This window comes from Flavobacterium sp. CFBP9031 (assembly GCF_034044945.1).
In the GTDB taxonomy this organism is placed as follows: Bacteria; Bacteroidota; Bacteroidia; order Flavobacteriales; family Flavobacteriaceae; genus Flavobacterium.
Map to the genome: position 1 here is coordinate 1 of NZ_JAXCWF010000013.1, position 16,359 is coordinate 16,359.

Sequence of the window (16,359 nt, forward strand, 5' to 3'; positions counted from 1 at the left end):
GAACGAACAGTTTACTTTTGCTTCCTTTCTCAATCATAAATCTACTTAAAATTTCAAAAAACAAATCTAAAGGAGGAACGAGACCCGAGCGATAGCGAACAGGCGAAGCAAATCACACTAGAAATTCTACAAAGATTGGCGACAAACATTGCGGAAACCCGCGTGTGATCTCTCCTTCGTCGAAATGACAAAAACATAACTAAATTCCAAATTCCATACTCTAAGCAGTTATTGGAATTTGGAATTTTTATTTTGGAATTTAACTCGACTTACTAACTGCTTTTATAAAATAAGGCGAATCGTTCCAGCGGATTTTTTTATAATTGAAATCTTTTTTGAGTGATTCGGGAAGACAATTCCAGATTGCTTCATTCATTTTCTCGAGTAATAATTTCTTGGAGAAGGAATCGGAAACTACTAGACTTATTTCTCTTACGGGAACAGGTTCCTTGAATGGTTTAAAAAGTCCGCCTGATTCGTTTAAGGTCGAAAGTTTAGGAATAATCGCAAATCCTAAATGAGCTCGGACTAAATTTTTTAAGGTTTCTATCGAATTAATATCGTACGTAAATTGTTCCTTTATTTTATCGGATGTTTTTAGTCCGCAGATGTCCAATAATTGTGCGTTGTAGCAATATTCGTGATGCAATAATAACAATTCGGTTTTGTCGCCAAGCTGCATTTCATAAAATTCATCATTCGCCATAGGATGCGTCTGATTTAAATAGGCAACAAACGGTTCTTTAAAAACAACATGTTCGATTAAATTCGGATTTCCTGTTGGCGTAGCCATAATCGCTACGTCAATTGCGCCTGTTTCTAAATCGCGCATTAAATGTCCCGTATATCCTTCTTTAATAATAAAATGCACTTTTGGTGCCACTTCTTTCATTGCTTGAATAAACAGTGGAATCAGATAAGGCGATAAAGTGGAAATAATGCCAAGTTTCAACTCTCCTTCCAACAGATTTTTTTCGTTGATTACAAAATCACGAATTTCATCTACTTCACGAAGTATCTTTTTGGCTTTATTAATAATTTCAATTCCTAAAACGGTTGGTGTCAACGGCACTTTATTTCGATCAAAAATCTTAATTCCGATTTCTTCTTCCAGATTTTTTAACTGAATGGTCAGTCCAGGCTGCGTTACCATACAAACTTCGGCAGCTCTTGCAAAATGCCGTTCTTCGTCTAAAGCGACTATATATTTTAACTGCTGAATGGTCATGTTTTCTAGTTTCTAAGGTACTGAGATGCTAAGGTACTGAGTTGCTCTTTTTTATTGTTAGTTTTTTAAGAAAACTTTGCTTTTATTATTATTTAGTGATTCTTAAAATACCCTATTCTATTATTTTTTTGTCTTTTAGAGGTAGTCGTTATTATTTCTCCCTGTCTATATTTACCATAATACCGCACTAAAAATACTGCGCATATACCAGCAGTAAATCCAACTACATTTTAGAAATCCCATTATTCTCCTCTATATCAAAATAAAGGATCGCAAAACTATTGCATCAAATTAACCTTAAAACAAACAGCATGAGCTTTCTAGCAAACTACAAATCAACGAAGAAGAATGTAACAGCATGAGCAAATTCTAATGCTCTTATACCTAGAACTGACCGCCAAAGAATCGGTTTTTGGCAATCCCAAGTTCTTAAAAAAATAGATTTCAATTTAACCAATCACTACACTATTTAAATTTCTAAAAAATGTCAAAATTCTCCGAACAGGTACATATTACCATAGAAGGCTTTACTCAAAATGTTATCTATTACAATCTTGAGCTCTCTCAAAAAATGGCAGACCACCATCATTTTTCTTTCTTTTGGCAATACACCGGAAAACCTATCATTGCCCCGCAAGATCAGGAAAAAGCCTTTAGCAATTACATTGGCAGCGAGGTCATTTTTACCTTTAAAGTAAAAGGCATCCGATTAATGTCTAAAGGAAGAATTACAAAACTAGGTTCTGTCGATCTACACGGAAGCCCCGCCGGACTGCACGTAACAGGAACAAGCCATACCATTGCTCTGGATGATATGCCGAAATCTAGAATCTTTCGCGAAAAAAGCCTCCAGCAGATTGGTCTCGAAATTTTTGCAGAAGAAAACTCGGGAGAATTTTATCAGAGAGAAGCCATTGTGCCTACTTATACAAAAGAATTCAGCTTTAAGACTCAGTACAATGAAACGAGCTTTGATTTCCTTAAACGCCTTTCTGCACGCTATGCCCAATGGTTTTATTTTGACGGAATGCGCATGCAGTTTGGCCAGATTAAAAACACCGACATAAAACTTATAAACGAATCATCGCTGCATAACTTTGGCATAGAGGCCAGCTTGGTTTCGCACAAAACTTCGTTCAGCAGCTATGATTACAATAGCGCTTCCCGCATAAAAAATGGTGCAGAAAAAACCTCCGAAGGAAGCCGAGACCGTTTTGCATCCCTTGCCGTCTTTAAACAGCCTTACATTGTAAGACCCGGACTCGAAAACGGCGCGTATACCAGCAACGCTCAAAATAAAGAAGAAATCGATGAAATGGTGAAAATGCAGACCGCCGGACGCGATGCCAACAGCATATTCTACAGCGGCACCTCTTATCTGCCTATAGGTTTGGGACAGACTTTTTCTATTGAAAACAAAAATGTAGAGCACCATTTATTGGCAGTTGAAATTGTACACCGCTCTGAAGTAAACGGAAATTACACCTGCCAGTTCAAAGCAATTCCTGCCGATGTTGCAGCGCCACACTACACAGACGTAACGGCATTTGCTCCCGCCGAAAGCCAGCCCGCAATAGTAATTGACAATAATGACCCTGAAAAAATGGGACGCATAAAAGTGGAATTCTTCTGGAATGGCTGGACAAGTAAAAGCGATTGGATGCGTGTAGTTCAGCCTTACTCTGGCTCTGGAAAAGGGCTTTATTTCAGACCCGAAATTGGCGAAGAAGTTCAGGTGAGTTTTGAAGGCGGTAATGCAGAACGCCCGTATGTTTCTGGCACCTATTACAACGGAAAAGAAATGCCCGATTTCTTTGATGACAAAAACCGAATTAAAGGCTGGAAACTCCCTTTTGGTCAGCTTTTCAAGTTTTTTGAAAAAGTGGGCATCTGGCTTTCTGACCCGAGTGGAAATGAAATTCATTTGGATGAAGAAAGCAAAAATATTAATGTGACTTCTCCTGAAACAGTTACCATACGTGCTAAGAATATTGTTTTTGAGGCAAGTGAAAGTATAACTTATGTAGCTGGAACTAATATCTCTGAAACAGCTACACTAAATAAAACATCAAGTATTGGAGGAATTTTAGACACTAGTGTCGGATTGGATAAAATACTACATGTTGCTGGAGATAATCATATCAATATTGATGGCAACTCTAACTCAGAAGTAAAAAAAGATAGAAATATTGCTTCTGAAAACAGAATAGTTACACATAGTGAAATTGGACATGAGTTTCACTCTGATAAGGATATCAAAAACAACAGTAGTGAGAAAACAAGACAAAACTAACTAAGATGGCAATAAAAACAATCTGCGGTATTACCATAATGGGAAACATTGGCAATTACAGTTTTCACAACTCTAAAAACGGCGCTCATTTTTTCTTGAAAGACAGCAATGTCAGTTATAGCGATCCTTATGGAAACCACATGACCAATCATGCCTGTCATATCCGAATTAATTTTGAGCCTTTTAGATTAGAAAAAATGGGCGATGAAATTCGAAAATCAGATGGCAGTCTCATTATCATGATGCCAAAAGAACAAATAGAAGAAATTGCCAACAAAACCTTTTATGCTGATGGGCAGTTTCATGCTATAGATTTTTTAACCTATACCATAACCGAAGAAAAATAAACTATGTCAGAATATATTAGAGTAAAAGGAAATATAATAGAAAAAACTGGAGGAACTTCTAGAGTTTATGCCAAAGGAGGAATTGAACACAACTCAAACGGATTTATAGATTATTTTGCTGAAAGCTATAATTATGGTGAACCACAGAAACCTCCTTTAAAACTTATGGATGGAGCTGTTAAAGAAATTGAACTTTTAACAGCCTTAGATCTTGGCTCTGCGAATAACAAATCGGGTAAAACACAGCAGGGAATGATTTTCGGAAACACATATCATTTTAGAGTAAAAAGTTATGTAAAAAATCCTCCTAATAATCTATCAACTATTAAATGGATGATTAAATATGAAAGTCCCTCTCAAAACAAGTGGCTGGAAATACCTCTTACCGCAAAAGGGAACTCTATAAAAATTACGCTCAATGACGAAGATATGTGTGGATGCTTTATATACTTACGTGCTTATGTATATAATAAGGAAAAAGAAGCCGAATACAAGGAATGGAAACATAATCGTTTTAAGTGGTTTGATAGCATGATTGTTGAAAACGAGATAATAGAGCGTACTGATAATGGTAAGCCTTGGCTAATTGATCAATCTGGAACTTCTTTATGCGGAATGGCATGCATTTTTTATTTATTTGCCAAAGAACAACCAGATGCTTATAAAAAATTTGCAAATGAACTTTTTAGAACTGGAGTAGCTACAGTTAATAGTTACACAGTAAAACCAAGTATTGAAGTTGTAGAAAAAGAAATGATAGCAATTAGGACTACAAAAGGAATAAAATTTGTTGCAAAAGGAACAGGAATGTCATTAGTAGACTATATCACAATGGCGAGCACAAGAAACACTGACAATTCAAGTTATAAAGGAGGTGATGAAGCTTTTCACGCAATTAATTGGCCTCCACTAATGACTTCCTTAAGTGAGAATCTTTTAGGATATAAAGATGTCGTTTCAAAAGGAGTGTACAATTCCGTGAAACCTTTAGCCTATACTTCTTTAGACGTCAAAAATAAAATAGATGATATAAATGCCCAACTAAAAGCCGGATACAGACTTATATTAATGATCGATTCTGATTTGATTGATGACATATGGGATACAAAAGATTTTGATTTACATTGGGTTGTTTTGGAAACACCTATAATATGGAATTATGTACCTGGTCTTTTAGGCTCCAAAGTAGATGAGATAGATTTTAGCGTATACTCATGGGGAACTGACCCATTTGGTTCGTCAAAATACTTAAGAAAAAAAATAACGTCAAATCATTTTATGAATAATTATAATGGATATATTAAAGCTAAATAAAATGAAGAAAATTATATTGTTTTTTTTTGTACTAATATTTTCATTTTTCATTTTTCGATTTTTTTATTTTACTGCTGATGATTATAGTAATCACAATAAATGTGAAAATAGCAATTTTGTAGGTTCTAGCAATATTATTATTAAATTTTCAGACACTCAAATAAATGAAAATCTTAAAATACTAATCACACAAAAAGGAGGTTTCAAAAAAACGATTAGATACCATAAAATAGATACGCTGTCCAAAAACAACTTATCGTATTATTTGGACGATAGAATATTAAAAACAGATACATTATTAATTAAACTGAGAGACAAGACAGTAAAAATTTATGATTTTAGACGCGAAGGCTCAAGACAAAAATACGGCAAGAACAAAGGTATATTTTACTGTTTTAATTACATGAAAATAAATAATATAGAATATTGTTTAGAATCTGATACAATTTATTTAAACACTCGTGACTTATTATCTAGGTAATTTTAAGCTTGAAATTTTATAAATAACCCGAAACAGAATCATTTGATATATTGCGAAAGTATTTAGAAATTATGCGTGCCGCTTCAAAAGAAGAAAACAAAGACAAAAATTCAACCTACGAGATCTACAAACACATACACCACAATTACGTTCATTTATCAGCGCATTATGGCGGTTTTGAAAATGATTTTTTAACAGTGCAAACAGGAGATCATCATCTTTTGGCAAATTATGTTTTTATTAATGAACCTGTTGAACCAATTATAAAAGAGGATAAAGTAATTTATAAGCGAGAAATATATGTACCCAAAAGTTAGATTTTTTTTATGCTGTTTTTTAATTATCGGTTTACTTGCAAGCTGTCAGCCTAAAGATACATTTGACTGGAATGCTGGCATTTCTGCGCCAAAAAATTATTTAGCAACACCGTTTGTCGAATATTTTTATAAAGGAAAAAGTATCGCAGGAACTTCAATAAATATTGGAGATGGACAAGGTTGGGGCATAACAATGGGAAATTATGTTGGAGGAGATCAATTTAAGCCTGTACCTGATAGTGTCTTTGTGAAATGGAGATGCGCATTTGACTTAATACAGTATGAGGGCGGTTTTAAACTGCCAAGACAAAAAATGTTAATGCTGTTTAAGAAAGGTGTTTTAGACAACCAAAAAAATAGAGAAGAATATTCTCTTATAATTGCAGGAACTGCTCCTGGCGGTAATATTACAATATGGATGCAGGCAGATAGAACTCTTACTGAAATTGAGAAATTTAAAGCTAAAAAAGTTGGGCAAGCACAGCGACTCGATCCAAACAGTATAACGTTATGGACTTCTAAAGGACAAGAAGCAAAAGAGATTTTAACATACATCTACTTACATGGCGTTCCTTATTCAGTTTGGGAAAAAGGAGAAAAAGAATACGATTATGATGTAGCGTTTACAAGTAAAGAATCCGAATATGGATACCATATGACATTAAATTCTAAAGATGGATCCTGGTTTTCTGTAGATAAATTTGATTCATTTATACCTTGGGACGCAAAAGAAATAAAAACTAATAAAATTATTCATGAAAAACATAAATCTCCTGTTCAATTATATATTCAATGGTATACAAATGAAGAGAATTACAAAGAAAGACAATGGTATGATGGCACAATAATTTTACCTCAAAATTTTGAAGATTTTTTGAAGACGGGATGTTATAATAGGCTATTAGTTGCTATTGAAAAAGACAATCATAAAGATTTAGTTGAGGGCAAAATTATGTTGCTTGGAAAAAGTAGAAAAAAAACCATCATGAAATTTAGACTTGGGAGATATGATTATAAATTGGGCAAACAATTATCTCCAGAGTATATATTACCTAAAGATTTTGTATTCCCTAAATGGCAAGGCAGAGAACCGATTATATTTCCAGAGTTCGATTATTGGCAGGAAAAGTAAAGTTATGAAAAACAATATTATAAAAGAGTTGTATTGGGATTTTATTAATTCTTCAAGCATTTGTGTAATTTTAGATATCATTGTTATCGTTTCATCCTATTCTTTGTATTATGATATACATGAACAGCTTCATCCTAATGATTTCTATTTTCATCTATGGTATCTTATAGTTCCATTAGCCTTAATAAATTTTGCAATAGGTTTTTATATAAAAGAAAAAAAAGGTTTCTTTTATGTAATGACATATATCTTATTATCATTATTGCTATGCGCAATGTTATTTTTATTCATTGGAGTTATTTTTAGTGGCAGAACATAATTTTTAATATATGAAGACTAGTTATCTAAATTATTTTTTGTTAATGGCTTTATTGTTAATTACAATTGGCTTCAGATCAATTCATTATAAGCGAATTAATGATTTCAATTGGAGAATAGGAGGTTCAAATCCAAAAAAATTCATGGTGAATCAAGCGCAAGTTGATTTCTTTTATAATAACGAATGGATTAGTGGTGCATTACTTGGTCCGGGAGGAAATAATGGCTGGCAAGAAATTAACGGTATGATAATGGGTAGCGATTATCTTTTGTCTGTGCCTGATAGTATTACTACAAAATGGTTTTGTGATACTGATAAAATTTTATATGAAGGAAGTTACAAGTTGCCTAGAGAAAAAATGCTCGAATTATTCAGGACAAAAGCGATTGATTTTTATGGCGACCAAAACGATTATAATTTAATTGTTGTCGGAATGGCCCCTGGTGGCAATGTGACTGTATGGATGCGAGGAGGAAGTGCAAGCACAGAAATATGCAGGTTTAAAGCAAACAACAAAGGAGTATGGAAAGAAGATGATCCTGATTATGATAAATACACAAAAGAGCATCTAAGTTTATCTGAAGGATTTAAGGAATCTAGCACTTATTGGAAAATTCATGGTATTCCCTATTCTGTTTGGGAAAAAGGAGAAAAAGAATATGATTATGATATTGGGTTCACAACTGAAGAAGAAGATAAAAAAGATTACAGCATTGCTATTGCAGGCTATACCAAAGACGGCAGCATAATTTACTCAAATGAAAATCCGATTCCATACATAAAATGGAATGAGAAAGTCAAGCTAAAAGTTACAAAAGGAAAAAAGCTTCCTGTGCAATTTTGGATGAGATGGCATTCAAGAGATGGCAACGAATGGTATGAATCACAAATTGTTTTACCTATTAATTTAGATAAACAACTATTAAAATTTCAAGAACAATATGGGAAAGATGTATTTCTTGCTGTAGGAATGGATAAAGTTTCGAAAAATAAACCATACACATTTGGAAAGATATGGCTTGAAAATTCAAAAGAAAAAATTGAAATAATGAAATTTAGAGCATCTAAATTCAATTTAGAAAAAAATGATTTTGAAATATCACAATACTCGCTTCCAAAAGATTTTGTATTCCCTAAATGGCAAGGCAGAGAACCTATTGAGTTTCCAGAATTAGATTATTGGCAGGAAAAATAAAAGAAACTAAAAAATTAAATATGATCACATTAAATAAAAACAAGAAATCACTAAAGGCAAAAGTATTTTCAATTTTACTCTGTCACATTGTCCTTAACTTTGCATACTCACAAAAGGGTTATACCAATTTTGAAAATTTGAACAAAAAAGTAAATGTAAAAGAATTTTTTCTTGCAAATTTTGTAGATAAAGATTCTACCAACTATTTATTGCCCAATGAGAACAATATTTATAAAACGATAAATGCGAAAGAAGCATTTTCCAAATATTATGAAACACGATATGTTTCTATGAAAAACATATATGCTAACGAGTTAAACAATCAAATTAATTATACAGATGATGCGGAAAAAATAATTGGAAAAGTATTTTCTCTCAACAGATATACAGAAGATGATACATCATATTTCTATAAAAATTTAAGATTTAATCATTTTCAAATGATGTCAGATACTAATAACCTACTATTAGCTGTTATTTGCTATAATTCAAAAGAAAAGGAAACTGGTTATGAAAAATTATTATCAGAACTTAAACTAAAATTTCATTTTAGTGTAAAAGAAGACAACAGAAAAATAAGTACCATTTTTCAATTAAAAAACTACTTACTAATAATAAACGAAATAAAAACTTCTTATTATAGTGAAAGTTCACCGATAATAAAAACACTAGATATGGAAACACCTCACGTTATTGAAAAAACAATAAATCTTGAAGTAATAATGCAGTTCGATACGCTAAATAATGACCAACAAAAATGGATTAATAATTTGCAAGAATATTAAAGAATCTTCCTAGCGTTTCGCTCGAACTAATGACCAACTTCACTACAAAAAAATAGCACTACTACCTTGAGCAATCATTTTCCGAAGAAGTAGTATTCTAAAAAATAAAAATTTAAGAATTATACTACTTTTTATACTATTAAACCAACTTCTTTTTTAATATATTTGCGATTCCTAAATTACAGAATTATGATACTTAAAAAACTTCTTGCCCATGTGGTATGGTGGCGGCATTGGAAACAACCGTAACGCTTCTGTAAGCGTAGGACACCTAAGCTACATGGGTTTTATATTTCCTAAATTACAGAGTTATGAGTACCAAAACCCTTTCAAAAGAAGCCGAAATCGGTCTAATGAATTTCTTCAACGACAGAATTGACCCACTCGATATGGCGAGAGCCATAAGACAGGTAAATCTAACCCTCGCATTGGGCGTCCTCAACGATCAAGAAAACATTCAGTTAAACGCTGCCAAACTTGGAGACAGCTTCTATTGGCTCAATGAACTAGCCGAAATTTTAGATCCTTATCTGGATTTGGAGTAAAAAGGTTTGTGCTTTTTTAAAAAATTAAAACCCTTGGTCTTTTTGGAGATTGAGGGTTTTGTTTTACACAATGAAAATTACTACTGTTTTTTAATATTGTAAAATACTAAACCTACTTCTTTTTAATTGAAAACCTTTTAGCAATAATATCAGCAATTTTCTTAACATTTTCATCTTCACTTTCTAGTAAAATAAGTGTAGAATCTTTTATTAATTCTTTGAAACCGTTACCAAATCTTATTGTCTTAACGTTTTCGAATTTTAACAAATTTTCTATGGATTTTAGATTTTTAATATCAACTGCACTATTAAGAGCTGTTTGGACTTCTAATCTAACATTGATAATATCATCATTAATTAGTGATGTAAAAAAAGGTCTGTCAATAAATGAATCATTTATTTCAAAGAAAATATCGTTCAAGTTTTCTCTTTTTTCTTTTAATAATTTTGTAATTCGTTGAGAGAAATTATCAATATTGACATCATCTAGTAATTTAACAATATCTTCCCAATTTTCTTTTATAAACTCACTAATTGTAAAACTACTACCAATTGATATGCTTTGCACAAATTCGTAAAGAGCATCATTTAAAACAATTCCTAAAGACAGACGATTGTTTTTTTCTTTCAATTTAAAAAGTATATCAAATAAATAATCATTACCGTCTTGAAGTGATTTGACAAAATCTTCCCTATTAAGTTTTGTTATTTCAATTTCTAATTTATTGTACAATTCTTCTAAATTATCAGTTTTTAAGATTTCATATAGAATATAATCATTTACTGTCAAACTCAAATCCTCTGCTGTAATTAATTCTTCTTTTAGATTTGAGTTTTCTAAAAATTTTATAATAATTCCACTAATACTATTATAACCTGACGGAGAATTACATGCAATATCACAGAGAATAAAAAATGGATTTTCAATCTCAAATTCTTTATTATCATCATTTTTTAATAATAAATCAATTATGTCATAACACAAAATATTCCTTTTGTTTTGTGACAATAACCATATATTACTAAGCAAATGATTTTCTCTGTATTTATTATAAGTAAATTCTGCATTGTTCTTACTTGACACTGACCAATAATTTTTTATGTCTAAGATGAAACTATTTGCACTAGAGTGGTTTTGCGGAACAAAGTTTTCAATATTAAATAAATTTTCTTTATAAAAAATGCTGCAAAGTGTAGACATGATTTGAACTACCAAACTATTATTAGAGCTTACATGATAAGCAACATTGTACAAATAATAACTTTTAAAAAAAACGTCAAAATCGTAATCACCAATAAATTTATAATAAAGATTTTCAAATAATTTTATTGATTCAAAGGTAAATACCGTTCCACTTTGCATGCCATTATTCCACATCAAATGCTTATTCAATGGTTCAATAATTAACTTAATATCCACTTCTGAATTTATACAATTATTTATTATTAAAAATTCTTCTTCTTCTATTTGTATCCCTTCTCCAATAAGCTCAATAATTTGTTTTAATATTTCATCTGATGGATGAATTAAAAGCGAGATGTTTGAGAATTGACTTTGAACATTCATATTTCTCCAACTTTCAAAACTCACATTTAATTTCCTATTTACAAGCATACGATTACTACTTTCAAAAATATGATTTAATGTCTCGATAAATATTTCATTTAACTCTAAATTATTTATATTTTGACTTTCCTTTTTATTTTCTTGATTTAAGTATGTTTCTATAAAAAAGTTCCATAATGTACCTATTTTTTCTGTTCGATTATACTTAGCCAATAATGTAGAAGCACTTTTCATATTATTACAAAAATCGAAATCTAATGAAAAATTATAATCTTCGTTTTTAACTAAATATTTTTCTAACAAACTTACATAGTTGCGGTATATTTCTCCATTAACTTCTTCAAAACAATCATTAATAGGAGTACTATATTTCAGATATTCACTAAATTGATTTGTATCTAATATAATTTTTTTAAAAATTGTCCAAAAAACATTTTCATAATTAAATACCAATTCTTTTAACTCTTCGGGCTTGTTTTTAGTAAGAGCCGAAATAATTCTTGGTGTCAGTAATATTTGTGCTCCTTTATCTTTTTTTACTCCATAAACAATTGCTGAAATTTCTTGAATTGTTTCATCCTCAATCAAATTAATTTCCTCTTTAGGTATTTCCTCTCTTTTAATTAAATAATTAGCGATTTCATCGTTTGACTTTCCCTGTAAGTATCTTTTAAAGCTATAGAGAGCTATACTCTTAGTAGAAATATCTTCTCCATAATGATTTTTTAAAAAACCGACTTGATTTAAATAAATCTTTATCTCTCGTGGTTTAGGATTATCTAAAATGTTTTTCCGCGTTTTCTCAATTACTTCTTTAATTACCTTCTTATCTTCTTCTGACCAATTTATAAAAGCTTTTTCGATCATTTTATCAATAAAACCTAACCAATTTGAAACAATTGGTCTAGGAACATCTATTCTTACTTGAAAACTTTTATCGAAAAAAGATTTTGCAAAAGCATTATCAATTTCTTTTCCACCTTTTCCATCTTCTACATTGCTTTCCCAAATTTTCATTAAACTCTCTTCATCATAAGGTATTAGAGTAAAAATATGTTTAAAAAGCGTATAATCTTTTGAGTTAGGATTTTTATGCTGAATAAAAGTCTGTAAGGTTGACCAAATTTTTAAAGACAAATCAGCCTCTACTCTGTCTAAATTATCAAGAACAATTATTACTTTTCTTTTTGCAACCGAATTAAATATTTCAAGAATTTCCTTGAAGTATTTTTCAAACTCGATAGAGCTTCTTTCATAATCAATACTAACATCTTCGACAATTGTTTCACTTGAATTATTTTGTATAAATGACCAATCCTCTAGTTTCCCTCCTTTTTTATTTGTACAAAGCAAAACAATTAGATTCCCAAACAAAACCAAAAAAGGAGCTAGAGAAAAAACTATTCCAAAACAAAGTGCTTTATTTATTGAACCTGTATTTTCACTAGTTATGGTATTGTAATCAACTGAAGATAGCAAAGCCAAGCCTATACTCAATATGAGAGTTGAAACTGTTAGAAAAAGACCAAGTTTAGTTACTGTTCTAAAAACATTAGTCGTTTTTGTTCTCTTCTCACCAGAAATAATTGCTCTTTTATCTTCTAATTTTTTGACAACTTCTGTGTCTGATTCTATATCTTTAATGCAATTAATAAAACTTTCAAGAAAAATTCTTCTAAGCGGGTCTCCTTCATGTGCCCAAGCGTCAAAATAAAAAAAAACAAAATCTTTTTCTTTTTTCAATAAATTAATTATTGTTGATTTTCCTGATCCCCATGGTCCAGATAACCCAATATTAATTCCTTCTTTTTCATTTTTTATTAAATTCAATAACGAGTTTTTTATCTTTTCATGAGTTTTGTCTTCATAAAAATCCTCTACTTCAACTTCTTCTCTTAAAATCGAGAATTTATATTTATCACTCATTTATTATCATTTTTAAAATTAGCAATACAATTTTAAGTTAAATCTGATATGATAAATCTTAAATTTAAGAGGATTTATCAAAATAATATTAACATTAATTTGTTTGATACAAAAAGCTTGGATTACCTCCAAGCTCTTTTTCTATCAAGACAAACGGTAAACTATCACCCCAAACTCATCCCTCCATCCATAATAACATCAGCACCCGTCATAAACACCGCAGCATCACTACTCAAATGCGAAACCATTTTAGCCACATCTTCTGCCTTTCCCATTTTTTTTAGAGGCACTTTTTCTACTACGACATCCATAATGCCTTTTACGGTGGCTTCGTCTAGGCCTACTTTGTTCATGACTTCAGTTTGAGTTGGTCCTGGGCTAACAGAATTTACTCGAATCTTTCTTGGCGCTAATTCTAAAGCCGCCGATCTCATAAACGAATTCAAAGCCGTTTTACTCGCTGAATAAACCGAAGATCCCGGACCCGGCATACTCGCAGTATTTGAAGAAAGAAATACCACCGAAGCGCCATCTTTCAAAATCGGAATAAATTTGCTTAAAGTAAAAAAAGCACCTTTTAGATTCACATTCATAATGCTGTCGTACAATTCTTCTGTAGTTTGTTCAATTGTTCCTAAACCCGCGATTCCCGCATTGATAAACAAAATATCAACCGAACCGAAATCGGCTTTTACCTTTTCAGCCAGTTTTTCGATATCCGAAATATTCGATTGGTCTGCTGTAATGGCTGTAACGCCTAGTTCTAAAGCTGCCGTTTCTATCGCCTCTTTTCTTCTTCCTGTAATAATTACGTTAGCTCCTTGTTCTTTTAATAATTGGGCTGTAGCATATCCTATTCCACTGTTTCCGCCAGTTATTACTGCCACTTTATTTTTTAAATTGTCCATTTTATATGTGTTTTAAATTAATGAGACAAAGGTAAATTCAAAATGGTATAACTTTGTAACCAGTATCATAGAGTATACCAGAAGTACACTTTAACATTAAAATAGTATTGAAAAATAAGTTTTAGTAAAAAGCCTTGTTTTTATGTTAAATATTGAATTCGTATTCTTTAGATTTTTGGTTAAAATTCTTCGATTTATTTAGATTTTTAAATCAATTCTCTTAATTTTTTTTTAAAACTTCATTAAACGCCTGTTAAATCTTAATCAGAATTCATTGAAAATTCTGCAGAAAAAGGTATATTTGAGTAATACAGAAATTTATTATCGTGCAAGAAAAAACAAAATCACATAGTTTTATATTTCCAAAAACTCCTACTGGGGTTGACGGATTAGATGAGATTACAGAAGGTGGATTTCCGAAAGGACGACCAACTTTAATCTGCGGTGGAGCGGGATGCGGTAAGACTTTATTGTCTATGCAGTTCCTTATAAAAGGAATTACAGAGTATAACGAACCAGGAGTTTTCATGTCTTTTGAAGAACCTTCAGACGATTTGACTCTAAATGTTAAATCATTAGGCTTTGACCTTGAACAGCTTAAAAAAGATAAAAAGCTTGTTGTAGACCATGTTCGCGTTGAAAGATCAGAAATTGAGGAAGCGGGCGAATACGATCTTGACGGCTTATTTATTCGTTTAGGACATGCCATCGATTCTATAAAAGCCACTCGTGTTGTATTGGATACCATCGAATCGCTATTTGCTGGTTTGGACAATCAGGCCATTTTACGAGCAGAATTACGAAGATTATTCCATTGGCTTAAAACCAAAGGCGTAACTGCCGTTATTACAGGAGAACGCGGCGAAGCTACACTAACCCGCCAAGGTCTGGAAGAATACGTTTCGGACTGTGTAATTGTTCTCGATCATCGTGTAATTGAACAAGTTTCGACTAGAAGGCTTCGAATTGTAAAATATAGAGGTTCAACACATGGAACAAATGAGTATCCGTTCTTAATTGACGAAGACGGAATTTCAGTTCTTCCTATTACTTCTTTGAAATTGGATAACGAAGTTTCCTCAGATATTATTTCTACTGGCGTTCCTGGACTAAATGAAATGTTTCATGGAGGCGGTTTCTACAGAGGAAGTAATATTTTGGTTTCGGGAACTGCAGGAACGGCTAAAACGACCGTTGCCTGTTATTTTGCCAATGAACAATGCGAAAAGAACGAAAAAACGATTTACTTCGCCTTTGAGGAATCACCGCATCAATTGGTTCGCAACATGAAATCAATTGGAGTAGATCTGGAAAAACACATCAAAAAAGGCATTTTGCAAATACATTCTTCCCGTCCGTCATTAAATGGTTTAGAGTTGCATTTGCTTACACTGAGAAAGTTAATCAAAGAGTTTCAGCCTACTACCATTATTATTGACCCGATTAGTAATCTTATTTCGGTAGGAAGCGAACACGAAGTACGCTCTATGCTGGTACGATTAATTGATATGCTAAAAGCCAATAATATTACGGCTATGTTCACGTCATTAAATAAACAAACCGACACTGTTAGACCTGATCTGGCAGAAGAATCGGTTTCGTCATTGGTGGATACCTGGATTACAGTTCGCGATATGGAAGGTGTTGGCGAAAGAAACCGCGGTATTTTTATCATAAAAGCGCGCGGAATGGGACATTCTAACCAAGTAAGAGAATTTGTAATTACAAGTAAAGGAATTGAATTACTAGATGTTGAGTTAGGTCCGCAGGGAATTTTGACGGGAGCTGCAAGACAGTCTTATCAATTCAAAAAAACCATGTCGGATATTAAGCTTCAAAACGAAATTAGCCGAAAAGACAGAGAAATTGCGCGTAAACGCAAAGTACTTGAAGCTAATATTGAAGCATTGAGAACAGAATTTGAATCGGCTGAAGAAGAACTAAGCATTCTTAAAGCAACAGAAGAATTGCAGGAAAAACTGTCTTCTAAGAAAAAATAAAT

Annotated in this window: 13 protein-coding genes; 10 read left to right on the forward strand and 3 right to left on the reverse strand. The window is 32.0% G+C overall.

Annotated features, from left to right (window positions below):
- Window positions 1–259: 259 nt before the first annotated feature.
- Window positions 260–1,228: a hydrogen peroxide-inducible genes activator gene (locus SOM12_RS19590; protein WP_320495007.1), complete on the reverse strand. Its 969-nt coding sequence runs from the start codon at window positions 1,226–1,228 to the stop codon at window positions 260–262.
- Between the two features lie 484 nt (window positions 1,229–1,712).
- Between SOM12_RS19590 and SOM12_RS19595 the strand changes: the two genes are divergently transcribed.
- The 9 genes from SOM12_RS19595 to SOM12_RS19635 all read left to right on the forward strand — a co-directional run bounded on the left by SOM12_RS19595 (window position 1,713) and on the right by SOM12_RS19635 (window position 9,956).
- The gene (locus SOM12_RS19595; RefSeq protein WP_320495008.1) at window positions 1,713–3,521 is read left to right on the forward strand and encodes a type VI secretion system Vgr family protein; all 1,809 of its coding nucleotides are present in this window, start codon (window positions 1,713–1,715) and stop codon (window positions 3,519–3,521) included.
- 5 nt (window positions 3,522–3,526) lie between these two features.
- Window positions 3,527–3,868, forward strand: coding sequence for a hypothetical protein (locus SOM12_RS19600; RefSeq protein ID WP_320495009.1), 342 nt, complete (start codon window positions 3,527–3,529; stop codon window positions 3,866–3,868).
- A 3-nt stretch (window positions 3,869–3,871) separates the two neighbouring features.
- Window positions 3,872–5,182, forward strand: coding sequence for a hypothetical protein (locus tag SOM12_RS19605; protein ID WP_320495011.1), 1,311 nt, complete (start codon window positions 3,872–3,874; stop codon window positions 5,180–5,182).
- A gap of 1 nt (window position 5,183) precedes the next feature.
- A complete protein-coding gene (locus SOM12_RS19610) occupies window positions 5,184–5,663 on the forward strand; it encodes a hypothetical protein (RefSeq protein WP_320495012.1) in 480 nt (159 codons plus the stop codon).
- 50 nt (window positions 5,664–5,713) lie between these two features.
- Complete coding sequence (locus SOM12_RS19615) at window positions 5,714–5,980, forward strand: hypothetical protein (RefSeq protein WP_141248193.1); 267 nt, start codon at window positions 5,714–5,716, stop codon at window positions 5,978–5,980.
- Entirely contained in the window at window positions 5,964–7,112 is a 1,149-nt protein-coding gene (locus SOM12_RS19620; RefSeq protein WP_320495014.1) for a DUF2931 family protein, read from the forward strand. The genes SOM12_RS19615 and SOM12_RS19620 overlap by 17 nt, the downstream gene beginning before the upstream one ends.
- A gap of 362 nt (window positions 7,113–7,474) precedes the next feature.
- Window positions 7,475–8,626, forward strand: coding sequence for a DUF2931 family protein (locus SOM12_RS19625; protein ID WP_320495015.1), 1,152 nt, complete (start codon window positions 7,475–7,477; stop codon window positions 8,624–8,626).
- Window positions 8,611–9,411: a hypothetical protein gene (locus tag SOM12_RS19630; protein WP_320495016.1), complete on the forward strand. Its 801-nt coding sequence runs from the start codon at window positions 8,611–8,613 to the stop codon at window positions 9,409–9,411. Before SOM12_RS19625 ends, SOM12_RS19630 begins: the two co-directional genes overlap by 16 nt.
- A gap of 311 nt (window positions 9,412–9,722) precedes the next feature.
- Window positions 9,723–9,956 (forward strand): hypothetical protein, encoded by a 234-nt coding sequence (locus SOM12_RS19635; RefSeq protein WP_095931884.1) that lies wholly within the window; start codon window positions 9,723–9,725, stop codon window positions 9,954–9,956.
- 112 nt (window positions 9,957–10,068) lie between these two features.
- On the opposite strand, the gene SOM12_RS19640 is transcribed toward SOM12_RS19635, so the two are convergent.
- The gene (locus tag SOM12_RS19640) at window positions 10,069–13,449 is read right to left on the reverse strand and encodes a P-loop NTPase fold protein (RefSeq protein WP_320495018.1); all 3,381 of its coding nucleotides are present in this window, start codon (window positions 13,447–13,449) and stop codon (window positions 10,069–10,071) included.
- Window positions 13,450–13,613: 164 nt separating this feature from the next.
- Window positions 13,614–14,357 carry an SDR family oxidoreductase gene (locus tag SOM12_RS19645; RefSeq protein ID WP_320495020.1) on the reverse strand — a complete coding sequence of 248 codons (744 nt, stop codon included), beginning with the start codon at window positions 14,355–14,357 and terminating at the stop codon, window positions 13,614–13,616.
- A gap of 326 nt (window positions 14,358–14,683) precedes the next feature.
- Between SOM12_RS19645 and kaiC the strand changes: the two genes are divergently transcribed.
- Window positions 14,684–16,357 (forward strand): circadian clock protein KaiC, encoded by a 1,674-nt coding sequence (gene kaiC, locus SOM12_RS19650; RefSeq protein WP_320495021.1) that lies wholly within the window; start codon window positions 14,684–14,686, stop codon window positions 16,355–16,357.
- The last annotated feature ends 2 nt before the right edge of the window (window positions 16,358–16,359 follow it).